Here is a 21,926-nt window from a genome sequence, read left to right on the forward strand (position 1 = left end):
CCGGATGACACCGATCACGCCGGAATGCGTTCCTCGACATCGTTCGGCTCGCGCAGCACGTAGCCGCGGCCCCAAACGGTTTCGATGTAGTTCTTTCCGTCCGACGCATTGGCGAGCTTCTTGCGGAGCTTGCAGATGAAAACGTCGATGATCTTGAGTTCCGGCTCGTCCATGCCGCCATAGAGATGGTTCAGGAACATCTCCTTGGTCAGCGTCGTGCCCTTGCGGAGCGAAAGCAGCTCCAGCATCTGGTATTCCTTGCCCGTCAGGTGCACGCGGGCGGCATCGACCTCGACGGTCTTGGTGTCGAGATTGACGACGAGATCGCCGGTGGTGATGACCGACTGCGCATGGCCCTTCGAGCGGCGCACGATGGCGTGGATGCGCGCGACAAGCTCATCCTTGTGGAAGGGCTTGGTGAGATAGTCGTCGGCGCCGAAGCCGAGGCCCTTCACCTTGTCCTCGATGCCGGCAAGACCGGAGAGGATCAGGATCGGCGTCTTCACCTTCGCGACGCGAAGGGAGCGCAGCACCTCATAGCCCGACATGTCCGGCAGGTTCAGGTCGAGGAGGATGATGTCGTAATCGTAGAGCTTGCCGAGATCGACACCCTCTTCGCCCAGATCGGTCGTATAGACGTTGAAGCTCTCTGATTTGAGCATCAGCTCAATGCTCTGGGCGGTTGCGCTATCGTCCTCGATCAGCAGAACCCGCATGTCACGTCCCCAATTTCGCCCCGAGGCAAGCTCGACCACATTCTCATCCGAACCCTCATGGCTCTGGACGACCAGGCGCTTGCCCGATGAAACGCCACGCGACACGCTACTGGGAAAATGGTTAACAAACCGTGATTCCCGAGCGCAAGCGCTTCCAGGGAGAAAGTGAACGATCCTTGTCGAGGTGAGTCGAAATTGACACGGATCGGGAGACCTTCGCCCGCGAAATCGCCTTTCGCGGAGGACTGTTCCGAGGAACAGGGACAAAAAGCCCCTGCAACACGACACAGCCTCGATGCACAGTGTTAATCACAGAGGTAAATGAAAGATTGACGGGACGGGGAATGAGCGGCGCAAAGCACGGTATAGACAGGTTATCCGACCTCGCCGCCACAATCGGTAACCTCGATGCGGTAACGACATTCGGCCGGGTGACGGGCGTGCGTGGCCTGATGGTCGAGGTCTCCGGACCGATCGGCGCCATGAGCCTTGGCGGACGCATCGAGATCGAGATCGCGCCGGGAACGCGTGTCCCCTGCGAAGTGATYGGCTTTTCCGGCGAAAAGGCGCTGGTGATGCCCTATGGCGGCCTCGACGGAGTCCGCCGCGGCTGCCCCGCCTATGTGGACAAGGCAGCCCCGGGCATCCGGCCGACCAATGCCTGGCTCGGCCGGGTTGTCGATGCGCTCGGAAGACCTGTGGACGGCGGCCCGCCCCTGCCTCAGGGAGAACATCTTTGCGCCTTCCGCGCCGACCCGCCCCCCGCGCATGCACGCCGCCGCGTCGGCTCCCCGCTCGATCTCGGCGTCCGCGCCCTCAACGCCTTCCTGACCTGCTGCCTTGGCCAGCGCATGGGCATCTTCGCCGGCTCGGGCGTCGGCAAATCGGTTCTTCTTTCCATGCTGGCCCGCTACGCACGCGCCGATGTCAACATCATCGGGCTCGTCGGCGAGCGCGGCCGCGAGGTCCAGGAGTTTCTGCAGGACGACCTCGGCCCGGAAGGCCTGGCGCGCTCCGTGGTCGTGGTCGCCACCTCCGACGAGCCGGCGCTGATGCGCAAGCAGGCCGCTCTCACCACCCTCACCTTGGCCGAGTACTTCCGCGACCAGGGCGCGCAGGTGATGTGCCTGATGGACTCGGTCACGCGCTTTGCCATGGCGATGCGCGAGATCGGCCTTGCCGCCGGCGAGCCGCCAACCACCAAGGGCTATACGCCGACCGTCTTCGCCGAGTTGCCGCGCCTGCTCGAACGCGCCGGTCCTGGCATCGGCGAAGGTGCCATCACCGGTCTGTTCACCGTGCTGGTCGATGGTGGAGACCATGACGAACCTGTCGCCGACGCGGTGCGCGGCATTCTCGACGGCCATATCGTCATGGAACGCTCCATTGCCGAGCGTGGGCGCTACCCGGCAATCAACGTGCTGAAATCCGTGTCGCGCACCATGCCGCGCTCCTGCGCCCCCCCCTACTATCCCGTCGTCCAGAAGGCCCGCGCGACACTCGCGACCTATTCCGACATGGAGGAGCTGATCCGGCTTGGCGCCTATCGCCAGGGCGCATCGGCAGAGGTCGACGAGGCCATCCGCCTCAACCCTCAGCTCGAAGCCTTCCTGAAACAGGCCAAGGACGAGGCGACGTCACTGGGGGAAGGCTACGCCCGGCTCGCAGCCATCATGGCGAGCTGACGCGGCGCACCAGGATCAGCATCGCCACCAGCGCGCCGGTCTGGATCACCGCCGAGATCATCAGCGCCGCGCTGCTGCCAAAGCGCTCGATCATCACCGCAAAGAGCAGCGGCGCGGCTGCGAAAGTCAGGTTCTGCGGAACCGTCAGCCGCCCGAGCATGGTCGCAAAGCCACGCCGGCCGAACAGCGAAAGCGGCAAGGTGGCGCGTGCCACGGAAATGACGCCCATGGCAGCATTGAAGGCGGCGACAAAGCCGATGGCGGAAAGCGCGGTCCCTGACGCCAGCGCCATGTAGAGGCAGGAGAGCGGCCCGAGCACAAGGCCGACCAAGGCCACACGCTCGACAGCGAAGCGTTCCCCGGCCAGGACGTCGACCAGACGGGCCACGAGCGTTGCAAGCCCGCCGAGCGAGGCGATCGTAACGGCCGTCGCACTGGTCAGTCCGGAACTCTGCAGTAGGCCGATGAGATGGAGGGGCAGCCCCCAGGAGACCAGCCCGCTTGCCGAAAAGGCAAAGGCCAGCAGCCAGAAGATCGGGCGACGCTCTTGCGGGGTCACCCTGCCCTCATCGGCAGGCAGAGCCGCCGCTGCCGGGCCGGCAGCGGGCGCATGAGGGGGCGTCACTGGGATGGCGAGATGGATCGGAAGCACGATCACGATCTGGATCGCGGCAAAGATCAAGAGGGCCACACGCCAGCCATAGGCAGCGCAGAGGGCTGCGGACAACGGCCAGAACACGCTCGAGGCAAGGCCCGTGGCAAGCATCATCACGCCGATGACGCGTCGTGTTCGCGCGCCCATCAGTTGCGCGACCGTGACATTGCCGACATTGGCGAGCGTCAGCGAGTGACCGATACCGATGACGAACCAGGTCGCGAGATAGCTGATCGGCCCCTGTGCCGCCGCGAGCAAGGCCAAGCCCAGTGCGCAGATGATGGCCCCGACACACATGGCACGCCGCGTTCCGCGACGATCGAGATGTCGCCCGACCATTGGCGCGACCACCGCACCGGTCACGAGCAGGATGGTGATGCCTCCGAAGACGATCTCCCCGCTCATCCCGAGATCTCGATCGAGATAGGCGGCAAGGACCGACGGCGCGTAATAGGTCGATCCCCAGCCGATAATGCGGGTGAGAGCGAGGCCGCAGAGCAGCGGCCAGTGCTCCGGAAGGCGTGATGAGGCGAGCAAGGGAAGGCGATCCGGGAGGGAAAGACGGGCGAACGCCCTGATAACTGCGCAGACTCTATAGGGGACACACAGCGTACGGCAGCAGCAGCGACGCGGGCTCAATATGCGTCGAAAGCGGGCGGCCTCGGTAAGAAACGGTCAACCTCCTTGCGCCATTGTCCTTTTCGTCTCGCGGATCAAGTTCCGGCGGCGAACCGAGGGGTCGGGGAGCCGCCATGCGTAACCAGGAGTTGGACACGACATGAAGTCGCGAGAGACCCTCTTGCGTCTCAAACGCTTCCAGGTGGACGAAAAGCGTCGCCGGGTAAGCCAGATTGAGATGATGATTGCGGATTTCCATCGCATGGCGACCGATCTGGATCGTGAGATCCAGAGCGAGGAGACACGGGCCGGTATCTCCGACCCTGCTCATTTCGCCTACCCGACCTATGCCAAGGCAGCGCTCGGGCGCCGCGACAACCTGCGGCAGTCGGCGGATAATCTGAAGGGCCAGCTCGACGAGGCCAAGGCCGAGCTTCAGGAAGCCTTCGAGGACATGAAGAAGGTCGAGATTCTCGACGATCGCGAGCGTGCTTCCGAGCGGGCCGCCGAAGCAGCGCGCGACCAGTCGATGATGGATTCGATCGGGCTGCGCTCACGCGCCTGACCGTCTGGCTTCAGGGATCTTGCACGAAAAAGGGGCGGGAGGCCGTTAGCCTCCCGCCCCCCTTTTTCATTCGATCACCGGATGATGCCGCACGGAGTCGCGCGGCATATGCCCTGCCAGCCGCGGATCATCGTCGACCTCGACGCTGCGCTTGAAGACCGTGAACCCCGAGCGCTGATAGAATTCCGGGGCGCTCTGATGATCGAGCGTGCAGGTGTGTACCCAGAAGCGCGAAATCGGCTGGGCCCAGGCCCGTTCCAGCGCCCGATTCATCAACCAGCGGCCGGCTCCGCGGCCCAGCACGGTTTCGTCCAGCCCGAAAAAGCTGAGCTCTCCCTCTTCCGCCACGCGGAAATCAAGCTCCAGCAATCCAACGTCGCGGCCATCGGCCCGAACGGCGAAGAACTCGACGGCTGGATCCGCCAGGATCGCCTCGATCTCCGCCACGGGCTTGACCAGCCGGCTGAACCACATCCAGCGCTCACCGAGCACACGGTAGATCGCGAGATAGCGCGTGACATCGTCTCTCCCGATCGGCTCGAGGGAGAAGCCCGAAAGGCCGGGCGGATCGGCCCGCTTGGCCGGCGGCGCAAACATCTCGAGAGATGTGACGATCGCCGCGATCTTGCCGGGCGGAAGGTCGGTGATGCCGGTCAGGCTGATGGGAATGCTGTCGCTCATGATCCTGTCTGCGGTACGTTGGCCGTGAGGCAGACGCTCGAAGCCTGCGCCGTCGAGGCTGCCGGATATCGCCGCGATCATGACATGATCCCGGGTGAAAGATCAGTTCGTACGGTGCATGGCCCATTCCCACCTGGAGAAGCTGTGGCGCGCCGCTTCAAACGAATGAGGATTCTTTTCGATGACCAGACGTGTAAAGCTGAAGCTCGCCGCCGCTCTCTTCGGCATCGCGGCACTGGGCGGTGTCGCCGTTGCGCAGCAGCACCAGGGTCACGGCGCCATRCAGGGCTCGGCGACCGGCGTCGCGGACACGCCGGCGACAGCCGCCTACAAGGCGGTCAATGACAAGATGCACAAGGACATGGCGACCTCCTTCACCGGCGACGCCGATGCCGATTTCGTGCGTGGCATGATTCCGCATCATCAGGGCGCCATCGACATGRCCAAGGTCGTGCTTGCTCATGGCAAGGACCCGGAAATCAAGAAGCTGGMCACTGAGGTCATCTCCGCCCAGGAGAAGGAGATCGCCTTCATGCGGGACTGGCTGAAGAAAAACGGAAAATAGGCCGTCCGTGCGGCCTGGCGCGGGCAACGCCGCTTGCCCTCGCCCTCCCTCGCTGGCACACAGGCGAAGGTTCGCTCCGGCCGGCTTCCCAGGCCTTCCCCTGCGCGCCGCGACACCGCCTTCGACGCCTCCTCGCAGCCTGCCGGTTTCATGAAACGCTATCTCGACTATCTCTGGCCGCTCATCGGTCTCGTCGCGGTCGTCTGGTCGGTCGAGTTGCTCTGGGACAAGCTCAAGGCCGAGGCCGGCACGGATGCCGCCGTCCAGGCATTGCTGGAGCAAGGAACCCTCTGGCAAAACATCAAGATCATTGCGGCCGGCATCGGCCAGAAGATCGCCTTGATCTCCCCGGACGCCTTCCTGCACGCAGCCCTCGCAACGCTCGTCGCTTACGCTGCGCTGGCCTGGTATGACCGCATTGCCTTGATCCATCTCGGCAAGGAGAAGGGCATCTCCTGGCCCTATATCGCGCTTTGTTCCTTCGTGACCTATGCGCTCTCGCACAATATCGGCGCCTCGGTCTTCTCGGGCGGCATGGTCCGGTTCCGCGCCTATACCGCGAAGGGCCTAACAACGGCCGATGTCGCGGTTCTGGTGGCGCTCTGCTCCTTCACCTTCGCCTTCGGAACCATTCTGCTGCTTGGGCTCGTCCTGATCGGGGAGCCTCAGATCCTGCGCCCGCTCGGCCGGCTTTCCCACTGGTTCACCCTCGGCGATGCGACTGCCCGGCTGATCGGCTTCGGGCTGCTCGCCTTCGTCGGGCTCTACACGGTCGGCTCCTGGCTGAAGTTCAGGCCGCTCAAGATCGGCAAGTTCGAGTTGATCTATCCCCGGCTGCCGGTCGTTGCGCGGCAATATCTCGCTGCGCCTCTGGAACTGATGGGTGCCGCCGGCATCATCTATTTCGCGCTGCCCGATCAGGGAAACCCCGGCTTCTTCATCGTGCTCGGCGCCTTCCTCCTTTCCTTCTCGGCCGGGCTGCTCAGCCAGGTACCGGGCGGGGTCGGCGTGATGGAAGCGGTCTTCCTCGCGGTCATGCCGGGCGTGCCGGCACCGGCTGTCTTTGCGGCCCTGCTGATCTGGCGGCTGTTCTACCTGATCCTGCCGCTGGTGATTTCGCTGCCGATCGTGCTGGCCTTCGAGCGCAGCCAGCTCAGGAAGAACACCCGCATCGCACCCCCTCCCTGACAAGCATGATGCCGAACGCGGGAACCGGCTTTCGGGTAGCATCAGGCGCTAGACCATGGCCTCAGCGTCTGAGCGCGATCGCAGCTGCGCCGAACATCAACACCGCGCCGATTGCCTCGGACAGGCCGAATGGCTCGTGCAGCACGACAACTCCGGCTGTGACAGCGATGGCCGGGCTGACGAAGGCATAGAGCCCGGCATGGAAGGCGCCCCAGTCGCGCAGCAGCCGCATGTAGATGGTGAAGCCGATCAGCGAGCCGCCAATCACCAGGACGGCAACGGCGGGCCAGACCGGCCACTCTCCGAGCGCGCGCATATCAGCAAGCGTGACGGGCTCGACAGCGAACGAGACGGCCGCAAGGCCGAGCGCACCAATGACCGTCTGCCAGCCGGCCAATGTCAGCGTCGGCATGGTGCCGGCGATCCGCCGCGTCAACACGGCGCCGAAGCAGTAGAGCAACGTGCCAAAGGCCACGGCCGCCAGCCCCCAGATCTCCATCGGATCGCCATGCGCCGCGCTCCAGCCGCTGGAGGCGCGCGTCGCGAACAGAAAACAAAGCCCGATGAGCCCAAGCACGATGGCCGCGATGCGCTGGCCGGTGATCCGCTGCCCCTCGATCAAGCGGCTCGCGATCAGCGTATAGATCGGGATCGTCGCGAGATTGACGATGGCGGCGAGCCCCGACGGTGCATGCGCGGTCCCCCAGAACAGGAAGGTGTAGTTGCCGGTATTCACCAGGAGTGCGGTGATCAGCAGGCGCCGCCGCGCTGCGGGTGGAACGGCGAGAAGATCGCGCCCGGCCCAGAGCAGCATCAGGACACCAGCGATCGAGAACCGTGCCGCTGCAAGGAAGATCGGCGGAACATGGGCCGAGCCGATCTTGACCGGCAGGAAGGTCAGCCCCCAGACCAGACACATCAGGGCGAAGTAAAAGGCGTTGCGCGACATGCCCCGGTCCTTAGCGATGCGGAAACGGCAGGGCCAATGCCGGATTGGCGACGGCTGCAGGGGCGCGACGCAAGCGGGCGTCCTGCGCTTCCGCGCCGTCTGTCATGGGTTGCACTCTGAACGATCTACTATAGAAGAATCAACGCTATGATAATGGACGATTTGACGTCAAGGCTTGCCGAACGCATGCGCATCGAGCGGGAAAGCCGCGGCTGGAGCCTGAGCGATCTCGCCGACAAATCCGGGGTGTCCCGCGCGATGATCAGCAAGATCGAGCGGGGAGAAGCGAGCCCGACCGCTGTCCTCCTCGGCCGGCTTTCCGGCGCCTTCGGGTTGACCTTGTCGAACCTTCTGGCGCGAGCCGAGACGCCGAGCGAGTTTCTCCGACGCTGCGCGGATCAACCATTCTGGCGCGATCCCGAAACCGGCTTCACTCGGCGCGCCATTTCGCCGGCTGGCGAAGCGGGCATCGAGCTGGTCGATGCCGAGTTGCCGCCCAGTGCACGCATCTCGTATCCCGCAAGCTCCTACGCGTTCATCAGGCAGCAGATCTGGGTGCAGTCCGGCATGCTCGACTTTCGCGAAGGCGAGACGATGAAGCGGCTGCAGGCCGGTGACTGTCTTGAACTCGGCCCGCCCAGAGATTGCAGCTTCTGCAATCCCGGACCGGAACCGGTGCGCTATCTCGTTGTCGTCGTGCGCCGCTGAAGCCGGCTCAGACGCTTCCAACCGTCTTCAGCCGGACGCGGGGATGGATTTCCCCCTGCGACAGCACGGGTGTCTCGCGGCGGAAGCGCTCGATGATCTGGCGCACGAACGGTCGTGCCATGCCGGAGGTGACCAGCGCCGGCATCTCGCCGATACGCGCCGCGTCCTCGAACTTGTCGCGGACCTGATGCACGAATTCCTGCAGGCGCGAGGGCTGCATGGCCAGATGCCGGTCCTCACCCTGGCCGACGATCGACTCGGCAAAGATGCTCTCCCAGGCCGGCGAGAGCGTGATGATCGGCAAATGCCCCTGCTGGTTCGAGAACTGGGCACAGATCTGCCGGGCCAGCCGCACCCGGACATGTTCGGCGATGTCGCGCGGGTTCTTGATACCGCCGGCGACTTCGGCGATGCCTTCGACGACGGTGGCGAGATCGCGGATCGAGATGCGCTCCGCGAGCAGCAGCTGCAGCACGCGCTGGATTCCCGTGGTCGAGATCTGGCTCGGCACGATCTCCTTGACGAGGTCGGCATGGTCCTTGGGCAATTCGCGCAGCAGTTTCTGCACTTCGCCATGCGAGAGCAGCTCCGGCATATGCGACTTCAGCACTTCGGTCAGATGCGTCGAGATCACCGTGGCGGCATCGACCACGGTGAAGCCGCGCAGCTGCGCCTCATCCTGCAGTGACGCGTCGATCCAGGTGGCAGGCAGGCCGAAGGTCGGCTCCAGCACGTTGTGGCCGGGCAGATTCACGCTGCCGCCCATCGGGTCCATGGCCATGAACTGGCCGGCATAGACGATGCCGTGCCCCGCATCGATCTCCTTGATCTTGATGTAGTAGTGGTTCGCTTCGAGCTGGACGTTGTCGACGATGCGCACCGCCGGCATCACGAAACCGAGCTCGGCAGCGAGCTGGCGGCGCAGTGCCCGGACCTGATCGGTCAGCCGATCCTGCCCGCCCGCCGCGTTGACCAGCGGCAGCAGCCCGTAGCCGATCTCGATCTTGAGCTCGTCGAGCTTGAGCAGATCGTTGAGCGTCTCCTCCTTCGGCGTGCCATCGGCGGCAAGCGGCGATGCAGCCTGCGCAGCCTCCGCCACCTGAACTTCCCGTGCCTTGGCGATCTGACCGAAATGGCGCGCGAGCCAGGCCGAACCACCGGCGAGCAGCAGGAAGGGCAGCATCGGGATACCGGGCAGGATTGCGATCAGCAGCATTACCGCCGCCGACATGCCGAGCGCCTTCGGGTACCCTGAGAGCTGCCTGCCGAGCGCCTTGTCGGCGGCGCCGCGCACGCCTGACTTGGAGACCAGAAGGCCGGCCGCCGTCGAGACGATCAGGGCCGGAATCTGGCTGACGAGGCCATCGCCGACGGTCAGCTGCGTATAGGCGCGCGCCGCATCCCCGAAGCCCATGCCCTGCTGCGCGACGCCGATGATGATGCCGCCGAGGACGTTGATGAAGGTGATGAGCAAGCCGGCGATGGCGTCGCCGCGCACGAATTTCGAGGCACCGTCCATCGAACCGAAGAAGTTGGCCTCGTCCTCCAGCGCCTTGCGGCGCTCCTTGGCGACGTCCTGATCGATGAGACCGGCCGAGAGATCGGCGTCGATCGCCATCTGCTTGCCGGGCATGGCATCCAGGGCGAAGCGCGCCGCAACTTCGGCGATGCGGCCCGAACCTTTGGTGATGACCACGAAATTGACGATGATCAGGATGGTGAAGACGATCACCCCGATCACGAAATTGCCGCTCATCACGAAATTGCCGAAGGCTTCGATGACGTGGCCAGCGGCGGCACTGCCTTCGTGGCCGTGAGCGAGGATCAGGCGCGTCGAGGCGAGATTGAGCGCCAGCCGCAGCATCGTGACGATCAGCAGCACTGTCGGAAAAGCCGAGAATTCCAGCGGCTCCTCGATGAAGAGCGCCGTCATCAGCACCAGTACGGACAGGATGATCGACAAGGCCAGGAGCAGGTCGAGCAGCAGTGCCGGCAGCGGGAAGATGAGCACCACGAGGATGCCCATGACGCCGATGGCGAGGAACAGGTCGGGCCGGTTGAGGAAATTCCCCATGGCGCCGCCGCTGGGCATCTTGAAACCGCCACCGGCGCCCGCCGCTACATCCGTCATCGACCAGTCCACTCCCCGTCGCGACGCGGCCGTCAGGCAACCATGCCCCTCCAGCTTCCGCGACGATACCCGGCAATTCTTGCCGGGTTCATGGTGAATGAATGGTTAAGCCGACCAGAAAATCGGGCCGTGGAACCCCTTCCTGAATGGATCGTTATTGAACTGCCGCGTTCTGGCCCCATTCGACCGAACAACTCGCGAGCGGGGTCGACATACTGGCTTTTCCGGCCGACTTGATTGGAGATATTCGTGGATAGACGCTCCTTTGTTTTGAGCCTTTTCGGTGGCCTCGCAGCGGCCGGCCTTGGCGGAACCGCCATTGCCCAGGCAGCGACGGGCAAGACCACCCCGACGCCGGAGATATTGCCTGCCAACGAATTGAATGCCGCAACCAAGGCCGCGCTTGACCGTGCCGATGCCGATTTCAGTCAGGTGGTGGTCCGCGAACGCACCGTCGTTCGGCGGCCTCGTCCGGCTTACCGGCGTCCGGTCGTGGTACGCGAGCGTGTAGTCGTGCGCCGCCCCGCCCCGCGCTATCGCCGCCCCGTGGTGGTGCGCCGGAATGTGCTCGTGCGCTGAGACGCAGGATTTGGGGAAGGCGGTGCCGAAGGGTGCCGCCTTCTTCGTATGAGGCGAAGCCATGAGGCACGCCAGACGATGAGGGAGGATCGCCATGTCGCCGCACGAAGCGGCTCTGCCCGCGGTCATCGCGACTGATATCCCGGCCCGGCTCGATCGCCTGCCATGGTCGCGCTTTCACACGCTGGTCGTGGTGGCTCTCGGGATCACCTGGATCCTGGATGGGCTGGAAGTGACCCTTGCCGGCTCGGTCTCGGGGGCACTGAAAGAAAGTCCGGCGCTCCGCTTCACCAATACGGAAATCGGCCTTGCCGGTGCCGCCTATATCGCCGGCGCCGTATTCGGCGCCCTGTTCTTCGGCTGGTTGACCGACAGGCTCGGCCGCAAGCGCCTCTTCAGCATCACCGTACTCGTCTATCTCGCAGCCACGGCCGCGACGGCGTTCTCATGGAGCGTCACGAGCTTCCTGATCTTCCGCTTCTTCACCGGTATGGGGATCGGCGGTGAATACACCGCGATCAACTCGACCATTCAGGAGCTGGTGCCGGCGCGCGTGCGCGGATGGGTCGATCTCGTCATCAACGGCTCGTTCTGGGTCGGCGCAGCCTTGGGCGCCATCGGAGCGATCGTCCTGCTCGACCCGGCCACTATCAATCCCGAACTCGGCTGGCGGCTCGCCTTCTTCATCGGCGCGGCGCTTGGCCTGATCATTCTCATCCTGCGGCGCTGGATCCCCGAAAGCCCGCGCTGGCTGATCAGCCATGGCCGCGCGGAGGAGGCGGCCGCGATCGTGACCCGCATCGAGACGCAAGCCGGCGTCAGCTACAGCGCCAGTGAAGGCCTGGCGCAGATCCGCCTGCGACCACGACCGGCGACGCCACTTGGCGAGGTCTTTCATTCCCTCTTCGTGACGCATCGCCAGCGAGCGCTCGTCGGGCTGGCGCTGATGGTCGCGCAGGCCTTCTTCTACAATGCGATCTTCTTCACCTACGCGTTGATCCTGACCGATTTCTACCAGGTGCCTTCGCATCTGATCGGTTGGTTCATCCTGCCCTTCGCCGCCGGCAATTTCCTGGGTCCGCTCCTGATCGGGCGTCTCTTCGATACGCTGGGCCGGCGCACCATGATCGCGACGACCTATGCTCTGTCAGCGCTTCTGCTGGCCGGCACCGGCTATCTGTTCGCGCGTAATCTGGTGACGGCCTCCCAGCTCACGCTGTGCTGGAGCGTCGTGTTCTTCTTCGCATCCGCCGCCGCAAGTTCGGCCTATCTGACGGTCAGCGAGACGTTCCCCGTCGAGATGCGCGCGCTTGCCATCGCGGTCTTCTACGCCATCGGCACCGGCGCGGGTGGCATTGCCGGCCCCTGGCTGTTCGGTGCACTGATCGACACCGGATCGCGGGCAAGCGTCTTCGGCGGCTACCTGTTTGGCGCGGCCCTGATGCTGGCTGCTGCCGTCATTGCAGCGCTCTACGCAGTCAGGGCTGAACGCCGACCGCTGGAAAGCGTCGCCCGGCCCTTGAATGCCGCGGATTGAGCCCGCCGGACGACCTGGCCGAGGCGGAAGGGAGCGCGATCGGTTGGAACAATGCGCTGCGACAAGCGTTATCATCTGGCACCATTTCGGGGATGCCGAAAGGGTGGCCGAAACCCTGTCTGGAGGACGCCGTGGATAGACGTTCGTTCATGATGACCCTGTTCGGCGGCATGGCTATGGCCAGCCTTGGCGGGATGGCTGGCGCCGCAGCGGCCGAGCCCAAGCTCATTCCCACCCCTGAACCGGCCGAGGATGAAGGCAAGCTTGCCGCCGAAGCCAGCGAAGCGCTGGACAAGGCGGACGCCGGGTACAGTTATTATTACAGGCGGCGCTATTATGGGTATCGCCGCCCCTATTACCGCCCGAGATACTATTATCGACCGCGGTATTATCGCCCTCGGTATTATTACCGCCCGCGGTATTATCGCCCCTATTACCGCCGTCGGTACTATTACTGACCCTCTCTTCGGGATTGCCCCCCGGGTCAGGCGACGCTGACGCGCGCCTGTCCCGGCTCGGCAACCGCAATACCGGCAGAGGTATATTCGCCGAGCTTGTTGCGGAGCGTGCGGATCGAGATTCCGAGGATCTTGGCCGCATGCGTGCGGTTTCCGAGACAGTGGTCCAGCGTATCCAGGATGAGGTCGCGCTCGACATCAGCAACGGTCCGGCCCACCAGGCCGCGCGTCACGGCCTCGGCGGTCTGAACGACACGGCTCGCAACATCGTGGCCTGACGACGGGCCCAGCGACTCGCCTTCCGGGGTCACCATCGCATCAGGTCCGATCTCCGTGCCCTGGGCCAGCAGGACCGCGCGGTGAACCGTGTTCTCGAGCTCCCGCACATTGCCTCGCCAGCCATTAGCCAACAGTGCCTTGCGGGCATCGGCCGCGATCGGACGCAGGGGCATACCGTTGATCTCGGCATATTTCTTGGCGAAATGATCCGCCAACACAAGGATATCGCCCGGCCGCTCGCGCAAGGCGGGAAGCCGCAGATGCACKACGTTCAGGCGATAGAACAGGTCTTCGCGAAAGGAGCCTTCGCGAACCGCTTCGCCGAGATTCCGGTTCGAGGTCGCGATGATCCGGAGATCGACCTTCACAGGCTGCGAGCCGCCGACGCGGTCGATCATCCGTTCCTGAAGCGCGCGCAGCAGTTTCGCCTGCAGGCGGACATCCATCTCGGAAATCTCGTCGAGCAGGAGTGTGCCGCCATGAGCCTCCTCGAACTTTCCGATGCRCCGCGCGATCGCACCGGTAAAGGCGCCCTTCTCATGGCCGAACAGTTCCGATTCCAGCAGATTGTCGGGAATTGCCGCGCAATTCACGGCAACGAAGGGCTTGTCCTTGCGCAGCGACTTCTGATGCAGGTGGCGTGCAATGACCTCCTTGCCGGTGCCGCTCTCGCCGGTCACCAGAACAGGCGCCTCCGAGCGCGCAATCTGGCCGGCGAGCTGCACCACGCGCTCCATGGCCGGATCACGCCAGATCAGGCTGGACTGGTCGGCAGCGACGGCTTCCAGCACCGCCGCGATCAGCTCCGGATCAGGCGGCAGCGGCACATATTCGCGCGCGCCGGCCTGGATCGCGGCAACTGCCGCACGGGCATCGGTCGAGGTACCGCAGGCAACGATCGGCGTGCGGATGCGCTCGCTCTCCAAAGCCGCGACAAACTGCGCGATCGGCTGGGCGACATCGATCATCAGCAGGTCGGCGCCCTTGGCGCGCAACACCGCCAGGGTCTGATCGAGGCCGTCAGTATGGGTCACGGCGGCGCCATGCGAGATGGCGATCTTGGCCGCAGCGATGATCTGTCCCTTGAGACCGCCGACAATGATGAGGCGCATGGCTCAGGCCTTTCCGGATGAATGCGTAACAGGCCGGGCGAACATCACCGGTCGGCCTTGATGATTTCGGTCATCGTGACGCCCAGGCGATCCTCGACGACGACGACCTCGCCGCGCGCAACCAGGCGCTCATTGACGAAGATATCGATCGCCTCGCCGACGCGCCGGTCGAGCTCAAGCACCGCCCCCGGTCCGATCTGAAGCAGATCGCCGACCGCGATCCGCGAGGAGCCGAGCACGGCAGAGACCGTGACGGGAACGTCGAAGACCTGTTCGAGATCCTCGGCGGTCTTGATCGGAACGGGCCCGGAGCGAGCGACAGAGGCCGCGTTGTGGTCGAATGAGAGATCGGCCGGGCTCAGCGGTGGCAGGTTCAGATCGTTCTCCTGGCTCATAGCGATCCTCCCTGGGTGGCGTTGGACTGGGGCATATGGCCGAAGATGCTGCGCACGGCCTCTTCGACCTTCTGCCCGATCAAGGCGCTGTCGATGGCCATGCCGCCATCGGCCCATTCGATGCGGCCATCACCCGGCCCGATATCGGATTGCCCCAGGACGACGAGGCGGCCGGCAAAGCCGGTTTCGCGGGCGAGCCCCGCGAGCATGCTCTCCATCGTCTCGACCGCGCTCTCGTGGACACGCACCACCAGATGCGGGGCGAGACGGGCGTGGCTCAGGCATTCGCGCACCACAGCTTCGATCCTCGCGAGCGGCCGCTCGGCCAAGGCCGCGCCGGCGAGGGTCTGCGCCGTCACGATGGCGACCTGGGCGGCCTGTTCCTCGATGGCGAAGGCACGCTTGTCCTCCTCGACGAGCAGGCGCTCGACCGATCGCACGAGATGGGCAAGCAGCCCGTTCAGCTGCGCGTCGGCCTCGCGCCGGCCCTGCTCCTGCCCGGCGGCAAACCCTTCCGAGCGCGCCGCCGCCAGATCCGCTTCGCTGACGGCACGCCGATTGCCCTCGCGAAAATCGGTTCCGAACATGAATTTCTTGGCGGAGCTCATCGTCAGTAGACCAACTCGTCTTCGGAATTGCCCTTGGACAGAACGATCTCGCCCTTGTCGGCAAGGTCCTTCGTCAGGGTCACCATCTTGGTTTGGGCCTCATCGRCCTCCTTCAGCCGGAGCGGCCCGAGGCTTTGCATGTCGTCCTGCATGTTCTTGGCGGCGCGCTGCGACATGGCGCCGAAGAAGAAGGCGCGCATGTCCTCGCTGGCGCCCTTCAGGGCCCGGGCCAGCACATCCTTGTCGACCTGCCGCATCAGGGTCTGCAGCCCGGCCTGATCAAGCTTGGCGAGATCCTCGAAGGTGAACATCAGGGCGCGGATACGCGTGGCCGATTCCTGGTTGGATTCGTCAAGCGCCGACATGAAACGGATCTCGGTCTGGCGGTCGAAGCCATTGAAGATCTCGGCCATCATCTCGTGCGGATCACGCCTGCGCGTCTGCGTCAGGGTCGCGACGAATTCTGAGCGCAGCGTGTTCTCGATGTGGTCGAGCGCTTCCTTCTGCACCGACTCCATCCGCAGCATGCGGGCGACCACTTCGATCGAAAGTTCGTTCGGAAGGTTGCGCAGGACATTGGCGGAATGCTCGGGCCGGATGCGCGACAGGATCACGGCGATGGTTTGCGGATACTCGTTCTTCAGGAAGTTCGCGAGCACGACAGCGTCGATATTGCCGAGCTTCTGCCACATGTTTCGCCCGGCCGGACCGCGGATCTCCTCCATGATCAGCGCAACCTGATCGGAGGGCAGGATCTTCTCGAGCAGCGAAATGGTGCGGTCGAAGGAGCCGGTGATCGCGCCCGCGCTTGAGAGCTTGCTGACGAAATCCAGCATCAGCCGCTCGACCATGTCGGAATCGACCGTTCCGAGCTCGGCCATCGCGCGGGTGATGATGCGGATCTCTTCGTCGTCGAACTCCTGCCAGATGGGTCGGCCGTGATCCTCGCCGAGCACCAGCAGAATGACGGCAGCCCGCTGCGGCCCGCTCATACCCGCATAATTCATCGGCACCGGCGCGGGATCGTAGTCGGAGGCATCGCCTCCGTCGCTTCCGGAATTGCGTGTCGCGATGGATCGGGTTGCTGCCATGTCTCAGAGCCCCGTCACGCCGGCGCTTTTTCGTGAATCCAGCCGCGCAGCACCGCGACCGTATCGGCGGGATTCTGCGTGACCATTGCCCCGATCTTCTCGACCGACTGCGCCTTGAGCTGGCCCTTGATCTGCGCGATCGCCAGCATCCGCTCAGACGGCGCCTCGACCTCGACGGCCGTCACTTCTCCATTGGGGCCAATGACCCGCGGGCTCGCAGGGTCGCCTGTCCCATCGTCCTGGATCATTGCCACGCCGTTGCGCATGAAAGTCGGGATCGGGCGCACCGACTTGTCGCTTGCCAGCACCTGCTTCAGCAGCGGACGCACCACCACCATCAGCACGATCAGGGTCAGCAGCGAAATGACGCCCATCTCGAAGAGCCGAATGACGTCCTCCCGGGTGAAGGACATCAGCTGTTGCATCATCGTCTGCTCGGTGAGGTCGGCAACGGCCGGAGGAGCCTCGGCAAAGCGCAGATTGACGACCTCGACCTTGTCGCCGCGGGCCTGGTCGAAGCCGACAGCGGTGCGAACCAGCTGGTTGATGCGCTCGAGCTCTTCCGGGCTGCGCGGCTGATAGCCGAGCTCGCTGCCCTGGCCACGGGTATAGCTGCCATCGACCAGCACCGCGACGGAGAGCTTCTTGACCCTCCCACCCTCGAGGACCTCGGTCCGAGTCGTGCGCGAGATCTCGTAGTTCACCACCTCTTCGTTTTTGGCGGAGACATCGCGCTGGTTCTGGGCGTTCTGCCCCTGCTGCTGCGCGCCGGGCAACTCGTTGCCGACGGTGACGGCGCCGTTCTGCGCCTCGTTGGTGGCGGAATTCTCGGTACGATTCTGGCTGGACCGGATGACCTTGCTCTCGGGATCGAAGGTCTCGGACCGGCTCTCGATGCGATTGCTGTCGAGCGTGGCCGAAACCTGCACGCGCGCCCGCCCCTGGCCGACGATGCTCGCGACGATGTCCTCGATCTGTGTCTTGATCCGCTTCTCGATCGCGGTCTGCCGCTCGTCGAGCCCGAGCCCGGCCAGCCCCTGCTCACCCTGGGCGCCATCGGCCAGCAGCCGGCCACGCTCGTCGACGATCKAGACGCGCTCCGGCTTCAGGCCGTCGACGGCGGAGGCCACGAGGTGACGAACCGCACGAACCTGGGCCGGATCGAGTTCGCCTGCGAGCTTCAGCGCGATCGAGGCGCGCGGGGGTTCGCGATCACGCTCGAACAGGCGCTTCTCCGGGATGACGAGGTGGACGCGCGCCGCCTGCACCCGGCCGATCGAGCGGATGGTCCGCGACAGCTCGCCTTCGAGCGCCCGCAGATGGTTGATGTTCTGGACGAAGCTGGTCGACGAGAAGGCATCGCCCTTGTCGAAGATCTCGTAGCCGACGCCGCCGCCGGAGGGGATGCCCTTGCCGGCAAGGTCCAGTCGCAGGCGCGGCACATCCGTCTTGGCGACCARCACCGTCTGACCGTCGCTGCGCAGTTCGTATTTGATGCCCCGGGTATCGAGATCCTTCAGGATGGCGTTCACATCCTGGGTCGACAGATCCGAAAACAGCACGCTCATGGCGGGCTGAGACATCTTCAGCATGACGAAGCCGAAGAAGCCGACGAGTGCGAGCGTGACGGCCAGCATCGCCGCCAGCCGGGCCGCTCCGAATTTCGTAAACTGCTCGACGATCCCGTTCACGCCGTCATCCGTTTCACAACCCCGTCAGAGCAACGCGCGCAACGCCGCTCACTAGGCAAGTTTTTCCCAGTGCATGGTTAGCAACCCGTTAATTTCCGGGAGCGGGCTGTAAAGAATGCTGTTGATGGGCCTGTGTCTCGGCAGCCGTCGCCCGCCTCGCGGGCCGGCGTTCAGGAGCCCAGACCGGGCAAATCCCGTTTCCTCCGACCCCGATTATCGTCTAGACAGCACGCAACGTCGGAGGAGAACCGAGTGGCAGGCCAAGGCGAGCATCACGAATTCCGCTCCGGACACGGGGCTGTCGAGGGATCGAGCGATCGCTCGTTCGGGTTCGTCTTCACCGGCGTGTTTGCGCTGCTGGCCCTCTATAATGGCTGGCACCACGGCAGAGCGTGGCCATGGCTCGCCGGAATCGCCGCGGTCTTTCTCGGGATCACGCTGGTGCGCGCTTCGCTGCTCGCACCTTTGAACAAGCTGTGGACCCGCTTCGGACTGCTGCTCGCCAGCGTCGTCAACCCGATCGTCCTCGGACTTCTGTTCTTCGTCGTCTTCACGCCGATCGGCCTGCTGGCCCGGCTTCTCGGCAAGGATTTCCTGAGACTTCGGCGCAAGCCTGAAGTCGCGAGCTACTGGGTCCACCGCGATCCGCCGGGACCAGAGCCGCTCTCGATGAAAGATCAATTCTAATGGGACAGCACTGATGTCGTTTCTGAGAGAGTTCTTCCGCTTCATGAAGGCCCGGAAGAAGTTCTGGCTGATCCCGATCCTGCTGATCAGCCTGTTGTTCGGCGGCCTGCTCGTGCTGACGCATGGCAGCGCTGTGGCGCCCTTCGTCTACACCCTGTTCTGATCGGGCCCGCATGCGCGTTCTGGGGATCTCGGGCCTGTATCACGACAGCGCCGCCGCGCTCGTCGTCGATGGCACCATCGCGGCCGCCGCTCAGGAGGAGCGCTTCACCCGCAAGAAGCACGATGCCGATTTTCCGCATCGCGCGGTCGAGTACTGCCTCTCGGTTGCCGGCTGCGGATTGGACGAACTCGACGCGGTCGTCTTCTACGACAAGCCCTTCATCAAGTTCGAGCGACTTCTAGAGACCTATCTCGCTTTCGCCCCGCGCGGCTTCAGCTCGTTCCGCATGGCGATGCCGCTCTGGCTGCGTGAAAAGCTGTTCCAGAAGCACATCATCGGCAAGGAACTGCGCAAGATCGCGCCCGGCTTCGATGCCGAGAAACTGCTCTTCACCGAGCACCATCTCTCGCACGCGGCCTCGGCCTTCTACCCCTCACCTTTCGAGGACGCGGCCGTCCTGACCATGGATGGCGTCGGCGAATGGGCGACGATGACGCTCGCCATCGGCAAGGGCAGCGATCTCAAGATCCATAAGGAGCTGCACTTCCCGCATTCGCTCGGGCTGCTCTATTCGGCCATCACCTATTACATCGGCTTCAAGGTCAATTCCGGCGAGTACAAGGTCATGGGCCTCGCGCCCTATGGCGAGCCGCGCTACGCTGCCCTGATGCTCGAAAAACTGGTGGATCTGAAGCCGGACGGCAGTTTCCAGCTCGATCAGAGCTATTTCAACTACGCCACCGGCCTGACCATGACGAACGAGCGCTTCGCCGCGTTGTTTGGTCAGCCGGTGCGTGCGCCCGAACAGTTGTTGACCCAGTTTCACATGGACATGGCTGCCTCGATCCAGGCGGTGACCGAGGAGATCGTGCTCCGCCTCGCCCGTTCGGTGCGGGCCGAAACCGGCCAGAAGAACCTGTGCCTGGCGGGTGGCGTCGCGCTGAACTGCGTCGCCAATGGCAAGCTCCTGCGTGAGGGTGTCTTCGACGGCCTCTGGATCCAACCGGCGGCCGGCGATGCTGGCGGGGCGCTTGGCGCAGCGCTTGCCGGCTATCACCTTTTCGGTGGCCACCCGCGAAGGCTCAATCCAGGCGGCGGGGATTCAATGCTGGGCAGCTATCTCGGCCCCAGCTTCGCGCAAGCCGAGATCGAGGCCGAATTGACGACTGCCGGCGCGCGCTTCGAGTTTCTTGGTGACGACGCCCTGATCGAGGCCACCGCGCAGGCGCTGGCCGAGGGCAAGGCGGTCGGCTGGATGCAAGGCCGCATGGAATTCGGTCCGCGCGCCCTCGGCGGCCGCTCGATCCTCGGTGATCCACGTTCGCCGGCGATGCAGAAGACGCTGAATCTCAAGGTCAAGTACCGCGAGAGCTTCCGCCCCTTCGCGCCATCGGTGCTGCGCGAGGATGTCGGGACCTGGTTCGAGCTCGATACGGACTCGCCCTATATGCTGCTCGTCGCCGATGTGCGCAAAGAGCGCCGCCGCGACATGACCGAAGCCGAGAAGGCCCTCTTCGGCATCGACAAGCTCAACGTGCCGCGCTCCGACATTCCGGCCGTGACCCATGTCGATTATTCCGCACGCATCCAGACGGTGCATGAGGATACCAACCCGCGCTATCATGCGCTGCTCAGCCGCTTCAAGGATCTGACCGGCTGCCCGGTTCTGGTCAACACGAGCTTCAACGTGCGCGGCGAGCCCATCATCTGCAACGCCACCGACGCCTTCCGCTGCTTCATGGGGTCGGAGATCGAGGTCCTCGTCGCCGGCAACTGCATCCTCCGCAAGGAGGTGCAGGATCCCGGCCTCAAGCTCGATTACAAGGAAGCCTTCGAGCTCGACTGAAACGCAAAAGGCGCGCCTCGCAGCGCGCCCTTTGTGCCCGGACAGGACCGATCTGGCAAAGCGCGAGCGCTCCGCTCCACCGGTTTACTGACGATAATGCTGGATGCGCGTGGTGCGCAGCCCGGCGAGCCCGTGCTGGTCGATCGACATCTGCCAGCTCAGGAACTCGTCGACAGTCAGGGTATAGCGCTGGCAGGCCTCTTCAAGGCTGAGCAGGCCACCGCGCACGGCAGCAACCACCTCAGCCTTACGCCGGATGACCCAGCGGCGCGTATTCATTGGCGGAAGATCGGCAATCGTCAGCGGACTTCCGTCCGGGCCGATCACATACTTCACCCGCGGTCGCAACGGCTCGGTCATGATACACTCACACAACTCAACAGACCTAGTTGTGTTGACCTTAAGACCGCGGCTTTAAGAATTGCCTAAAGCGATAGCGCGGATTTCGGTATCGGCACGAATGCTCACTGCCCCCGCACCACGGTCTTCACCTTGTCGATCGGAACGCTGATGGTGCCGATCTTGAGCATCGGGATCGAGCTGGTGAAGTCGACGCCGTCGACCACACCGCTGATCTGGGTCTTGGCGGTCATCGCCTGCCCGGTGGTGTCCTTGGCATCGATGCTGATGGTGTAATCGCCCTCAGGCGCATTCACGCCGGTCGAGGTCTTGCCGTCCCACTTGTAGGTCTGGTCGCCCGCATCGAGGTTTCTGGTCAAGGTCTGGACGACGCTACCGGTGGAATTCTTGATGGTGATGGTCGCGGAACCGCCCCTCGGGGCGTTGATCTTCCATGAGGCGGCGCCGTCCTTCAGCCGCGCCGTCGTGCCCTCGGCCGTAATAGTCGCGCCGATGAAGCCCACCGCATTGGTCGCCGTACTGGCGGCGCTGAGGCCGAGCAGCGAGCCCAACGTCTCGTTGGTCTTGAGTTGCTGCTCGACGCCGGCGAACTGCACGAGCTGCGCCGTGAACTGGTTGGTGTCGAGCGGGTCGAGCGGACTCTGGTTCTTGAGCTGGGT

The 21,926-nt window shown here is 64.3% G+C and carries 23 protein-coding genes; 11 read left to right on the top strand and 12 right to left on the bottom strand.

The genetic code is table 11. The features are described from left to right. Positions 1–14: 14 nt before the first annotated feature. Positions 15–716 (bottom strand): response regulator transcription factor CtrA, encoded by a 702-nt coding sequence (ctrA, locus tag AC1DRP_RS06145; protein WP_069882553.1) that lies wholly within the window; start codon positions 714–716, stop codon positions 15–17. 344 nt (positions 717–1,060) lie between these two features. On the opposite strand from ctrA, the gene fliI reads away from it, so the two are divergent. Continuing rightward, positions 1,061–2,401, top strand: a complete 1,341-nt coding sequence (gene fliI, locus AC1DRP_RS06150; RefSeq protein WP_476768087.1) for a flagellar protein export ATPase FliI — start codon at positions 1,061–1,063, stop codon at positions 2,399–2,401. Here the strand turns inward: fliI and AC1DRP_RS06155 are convergent. Continuing rightward, positions 2,388–3,593, bottom strand: a complete 1,206-nt coding sequence (locus tag AC1DRP_RS06155; protein ID WP_476768088.1) for an MFS transporter — start codon at positions 3,591–3,593, stop codon at positions 2,388–2,390. The genes fliI and AC1DRP_RS06155 overlap by 14 nt on opposite strands. A gap of 241 nt (positions 3,594–3,834) precedes the next feature. On the opposite strand from AC1DRP_RS06155, the gene fliJ reads away from it, so the two are divergent. Further along, on the top strand, positions 3,835–4,239 hold the full coding sequence (gene fliJ, locus AC1DRP_RS06160; RefSeq protein ID WP_043237924.1) for a flagellar export protein FliJ: 405 nt from the start codon (positions 3,835–3,837) through the stop codon (positions 4,237–4,239). Positions 4,240–4,305: 66 nt separating this feature from the next. Here fliJ and AC1DRP_RS06165 read toward each other — a convergent pair whose 3' ends face one another. Continuing rightward, the gene (locus AC1DRP_RS06165) at positions 4,306–5,001 is read right to left on the bottom strand and encodes a GNAT family N-acetyltransferase (protein ID WP_476768089.1); all 696 of its coding nucleotides are present in this window, start codon (positions 4,999–5,001) and stop codon (positions 4,306–4,308) included. A gap of 100 nt (positions 5,002–5,101) precedes the next feature. Here AC1DRP_RS06165 and copM point away from each other — a divergent pair, with 100 nt between their 5' ends. Together copM and AC1DRP_RS06175 are read left to right on the top strand one after the other, a co-directional pair. Next, on the top strand, positions 5,102–5,485 hold the full coding sequence (gene copM, locus AC1DRP_RS06170) for a CopM family metallochaperone (protein ID WP_476768090.1): 384 nt from the start codon (positions 5,102–5,104) through the stop codon (positions 5,483–5,485). Between the two features lie 150 nt (positions 5,486–5,635). After that, the gene (locus tag AC1DRP_RS06175; RefSeq protein WP_441489561.1) at positions 5,636–6,673 is read left to right on the top strand and encodes a lysylphosphatidylglycerol synthase transmembrane domain-containing protein; all 1,038 of its coding nucleotides are present in this window, start codon (positions 5,636–5,638) and stop codon (positions 6,671–6,673) included. Positions 6,674–6,734: 61 nt separating this feature from the next. On the opposite strand, the gene AC1DRP_RS06180 is transcribed toward AC1DRP_RS06175, so the two are convergent. Then, on the bottom strand, positions 6,735–7,622 hold the full coding sequence (locus tag AC1DRP_RS06180) for a DMT family transporter (RefSeq protein WP_476768091.1): 888 nt from the start codon (positions 7,620–7,622) through the stop codon (positions 6,735–6,737). Positions 7,623–7,775: 153 nt separating this feature from the next. On the opposite strand from AC1DRP_RS06180, the gene AC1DRP_RS06185 reads away from it, so the two are divergent. Continuing rightward, entirely contained in the window at positions 7,776–8,330 is a 555-nt protein-coding gene (locus AC1DRP_RS06185; protein ID WP_476768092.1) for a helix-turn-helix domain-containing protein, read from the top strand. 7 nt (positions 8,331–8,337) lie between these two features. Here the strand turns inward: AC1DRP_RS06185 and flhA are convergent, their stop codons facing one another. Next, positions 8,338–10,422 carry a flagellar biosynthesis protein FlhA gene (gene flhA / locus AC1DRP_RS06190; RefSeq protein WP_476768100.1) on the bottom strand — a complete coding sequence of 695 codons (2,085 nt, stop codon included), beginning with the start codon at positions 10,420–10,422 and terminating at the stop codon, positions 8,338–8,340. Positions 10,423–10,710: 288 nt separating this feature from the next. Here flhA and AC1DRP_RS06195 point away from each other — a divergent pair, with 288 nt between their 5' ends. The 3 genes from AC1DRP_RS06195 (at position 10,711) to AC1DRP_RS06205 (ending at position 13,035) form a co-directional block, all read left to right on the top strand. Continuing rightward, entirely contained in the window at positions 10,711–11,040 is a 330-nt protein-coding gene (locus AC1DRP_RS06195; protein WP_476768093.1) for a hypothetical protein, read from the top strand. Positions 11,041–11,134: 94 nt separating this feature from the next. Then, positions 11,135–12,577: an MFS transporter gene (locus AC1DRP_RS06200; RefSeq protein ID WP_441489565.1), complete on the top strand. Its 1,443-nt coding sequence runs from the start codon at positions 11,135–11,137 to the stop codon at positions 12,575–12,577. Positions 12,578–12,708: 131 nt separating this feature from the next. Next, the gene (locus AC1DRP_RS06205; protein ID WP_476768094.1) at positions 12,709–13,035 is read left to right on the top strand and encodes a hypothetical protein; all 327 of its coding nucleotides are present in this window, start codon (positions 12,709–12,711) and stop codon (positions 13,033–13,035) included. A gap of 26 nt (positions 13,036–13,061) precedes the next feature. On the opposite strand, the gene flbD is transcribed toward AC1DRP_RS06205, so the two are convergent. The 5 genes from flbD to fliF all read right to left on the bottom strand — a co-directional run bounded on the left by flbD (position 13,062) and on the right by fliF (position 18,211). Further along, entirely contained in the window at positions 13,062–14,426 is a 1,365-nt protein-coding gene (gene flbD, locus AC1DRP_RS06210) for a sigma-54-dependent transcriptional regulator FlbD (RefSeq protein WP_476768095.1), read from the bottom strand. Positions 14,427–14,470: 44 nt separating this feature from the next. Continuing rightward, complete coding sequence (gene fliN, locus AC1DRP_RS06215; protein WP_113510893.1) at positions 14,471–14,821, bottom strand: flagellar motor switch protein FliN; 351 nt, start codon at positions 14,819–14,821, stop codon at positions 14,471–14,473. Then, positions 14,818–15,429 carry a FliH/SctL family protein gene (locus AC1DRP_RS06220; protein ID WP_476768096.1) on the bottom strand — a complete coding sequence of 204 codons (612 nt, stop codon included), beginning with the start codon at positions 15,427–15,429 and terminating at the stop codon, positions 14,818–14,820. The genes fliN and AC1DRP_RS06220 overlap by 4 nt, the downstream gene beginning before the upstream one ends. Before the next feature lie 2 nt (positions 15,430–15,431). Beyond that, complete coding sequence (fliG, locus tag AC1DRP_RS06225; RefSeq protein ID WP_476768101.1) at positions 15,432–16,436, bottom strand: flagellar motor switch protein FliG; 1,005 nt, start codon at positions 16,434–16,436, stop codon at positions 15,432–15,434. Positions 16,437–16,534: 98 nt separating this feature from the next. Further along, complete coding sequence (gene fliF / locus AC1DRP_RS06230) at positions 16,535–18,211, bottom strand: flagellar basal-body MS-ring/collar protein FliF (RefSeq protein WP_476768097.1); 1,677 nt, start codon at positions 18,209–18,211, stop codon at positions 16,535–16,537. A 252-nt stretch (positions 18,212–18,463) separates the two neighbouring features. Here fliF and AC1DRP_RS06235 point away from each other — a divergent pair, with 252 nt between their 5' ends. The 3 genes from AC1DRP_RS06235 to AC1DRP_RS06245 are packed head-to-tail and all read left to right on the top strand — an operon-like array spanning position 18,464 to position 20,907. Continuing rightward, entirely contained in the window at positions 18,464–18,898 is a 435-nt protein-coding gene (locus tag AC1DRP_RS06235) for an SxtJ family membrane protein (protein WP_441489570.1), read from the top strand. A gap of 13 nt (positions 18,899–18,911) precedes the next feature. Further along, positions 18,912–19,061 carry a DUF5989 family protein gene (locus tag AC1DRP_RS06240; protein ID WP_162835449.1) on the top strand — a complete coding sequence of 50 codons (150 nt, stop codon included), beginning with the start codon at positions 18,912–18,914 and terminating at the stop codon, positions 19,059–19,061. Positions 19,062–19,071: 10 nt separating this feature from the next. Next, positions 19,072–20,907, top strand: a complete 1,836-nt coding sequence (locus AC1DRP_RS06245; protein ID WP_476768098.1) for a carbamoyltransferase family protein — start codon at positions 19,072–19,074, stop codon at positions 20,905–20,907. A gap of 84 nt (positions 20,908–20,991) precedes the next feature. Here AC1DRP_RS06245 and sciP read toward each other — a convergent pair whose 3' ends face one another. After that, entirely contained in the window at positions 20,992–21,267 is a 276-nt protein-coding gene (gene sciP, locus AC1DRP_RS06250; protein WP_038359348.1) for a CtrA inhibitor SciP, read from the bottom strand. A 104-nt stretch (positions 21,268–21,371) separates the two neighbouring features. Next, positions 21,372–21,926, bottom strand: a 555-nt coding sequence (locus AC1DRP_RS06255) for a flagellar hook assembly protein FlgD (RefSeq protein ID WP_476768099.1), incomplete at its 5' end; no start/stop codon positions are given.

The organism is Allobosea sp. 01N443, from assembly GCF_056399325.1.